General features: G+C 56.5%; 1 tRNA gene and 2 rRNA genes (1 of these 3 cut by a window edge). All 3 read right to left on the reverse strand.

Annotated elements, in window-relative coordinates:
• Positions 1–77, reverse strand: a tRNA-Met gene (locus EOD42_RS25515).
• Between the two features lie 30 nt (positions 78–107).
• Positions 108–222 (reverse strand): 5S ribosomal RNA (rrf, locus tag EOD42_RS25520).
• A gap of 109 nt (positions 223–331) precedes the next feature.
• Positions 332–2,500, reverse strand: a 23S ribosomal RNA gene (locus tag EOD42_RS25525); it runs 565 nt beyond the window's last position.

Genomic DNA, 2,500 nt, shown 5'->3' on the forward strand with positions numbered 1-2,500 from the left:
TGGATGCGGGGACAGGATTTGAACCTGTGACCTTCAGGTTATGAGCCTGACGAGCTACCGGGCTGCTCCACCCCGCGGTAAAAGTGGAAAAACTCTCTGGTTAGGTGGTCTGGCGGCGACCGACTCTCCCGCACCTTGAGGTGCAGTACCATGGGCGCTGGGGTGTTTCACGGCCGTGTTCGGGATGGGAACGGGTGTATCAACCCCGCGATAACCACCAGACCACCGAACCAGAGAGTGTTCAGTGATCGGATTGATGTGTGTGTGAGTATTGATGGCTGATGGTGCTGCGTGCGGTGCCTCTGATGAGGCTGTATGGAAGTTGTTGGTTAGGTGGAGTTCGATTGGGCGATTAGTACCGCTCGGCTGCATGCATTGCTGCACTTCCACCTGCGGCCTATTGACGTGATGGTCTTTCACGGCCCTCAGGGAGACCTAGTTTCAAGGTGGGTTTCCCGCTTAGATGCTTTCAGCGGTTATCCCGTCCGTACTTAGCTACCCAGCTATGCCACTGGCGTGACAACTGGTGCACCAGAGGTACGTCCATCCCGGTCCTCTCGTACTAGGGACAGATCCTTTCAAGTCTCCAACACCCACAGCAGATAGGGACCGAACTGTCTCACGACGTTCTAAACCCAGCTCACGTACCGCTTTAATCGGCGAACAGCCGAACCCTTGGGACCTGCTCCAGCCCCGGGATGCGATGAGCCGACATCGAGGTGCCAAACCTCCCCGTCGATGTGGACTCTTGGGGGAGATCAGCCTGTTATCCCTAGAGTACCTTTTATCCGTTGAGCGATGGCCCGTCCACGAGGGACCACCGGATCACTAAGGCCGACTTTCGTCTCTGTTCGCGCTGTCACGCTCACAGTCAGGCGGGCTTATGCCTTTGCACTCAACAGCCGATGTCCGACCGGCTTGAGCCCACCATCGCGCGCCTCCGTTACACTTTAGGAGGCGACCGCCCCAGTCAAACTGCCTGCCACACAGGGTCCCGGCTCCGGCTAACGGAGCTCGGTTAGACGCCAAAAAAGCGCAGGGTGGTATTTCAAGGTTGGCTCCACCAGAGCTGGCGCCCCGGCTTCAAAGCCTCCCACCTATCCTACACAGCCCTTTCCTGGCGCCACTGTGAAGTTGCAGTAAAGGTTCATAGGGTCTTTCCGTCTAACTGCGGGTACCCCGCATCTTCACGGGGAATTCAATTTCGCTGAGCCCATGCTGGAGACAGTGGGGAGGTCGTTACGCCATTCGTGCAGGTCGGAACTTACCCGACAAGGAATTTCGCTACCTTAGGACCGTTATAGTTACGGCCGCCGTTTACCGGGGCTTCAATTCGGTGCTTGCACACCTCCTTTTAACCTTCCGGCACCGGGCAGGCGTCAGACCCTATACGTCATCTTTCGATTTCGCAGAGCCCTGTGTTTTTACTAAACAGTCGCCACCCCCTGCTCTGTGCCACCCAACCCTGCTTGCGCAAGATTGGGTCTCGCTTATCCCGAAGTTACGCGAGCAATTTGCCTAGTTCCTTCAGCATGGTTCTCTCAAGCGCCTTGGTATACTCTACCAGTCCACCTGTGTCGGTTTCGGGTACGGTCCAATGTCAGAGCTATTTCCCGGGCCTCTCCAGCTGCACACACAATCCAATAAGCATGTACAGAAATTCAAGGCCGTCACTTCTGACGGGCTCAGGAATATTCACCTGATTTCCATCGGCTACGGCTGTCGCCCTCGCCTTAGGGGCCGGCTCACCCTGCGCGGATTAACCTTGCGCAGGAACCCTTGGACTTACGGCGAGAGGGTTTCTCACCCTCTTTGTCGCTACTCATGTCCGCATTCGCACTTCCGATACCTCCAGGACCCGTCACCGGTATCCCTTCGCAGGCTTACGGAACGCTCCGCTACCACGCGCCTTACGGCGCATCCACAGCTTCGGTAAGTGGCTTGAGCCCCGTTACATTTTCGCCGCAGGACAGCTATTAGACCAGTGAGCTATTACGCTTTCTTTAAAGGATGGCTGCTTCTAAGCCAACCTCCTGGTTGTTTTGGCCGTCCCACATGCTTTCCCACTTAGCCACTATTTGGGGACCTTAGCTGGTGGTCTGGGCTGTTTCCCTCTCGACGACGGACCTTAGCACCCGCCGTCTGTCTGCCAGGTAGCACTCACCGGCATTCGGAGTTCGATAGGGTTTGGTAAGGCTTTGGGCCCCCCTAGCCCTTTCGGTGCTCTACCTCCGGTGGTGTTCGCCTGACGATCTACCTCAATAGATTTCGCGGAGAACCAGCTATTTCCGAGTTTGATTGGCCTTTCACCCCTAGCCACAGCTCATCCCCGACTTTTTCAACAGGCGTGGGTTCGGCCCTCCAGTAGGTGTTACCCCACCTTCAGCCTGGCCATGGCTAGATCACTCGGTTTCGGGTCTCATGCCTGCAACTAAGCGCCCTATTCAGACTCGCTTTCGCTGCGCCTACACCTTACGGCTTAAGCTTGCTGCAAACACGA

The organism is Rhodovarius crocodyli, assembly GCF_004005855.1.
Taxonomy (GTDB): Bacteria; Pseudomonadota; Alphaproteobacteria; order Acetobacterales; family Acetobacteraceae; genus Rhodovarius; species Rhodovarius crocodyli.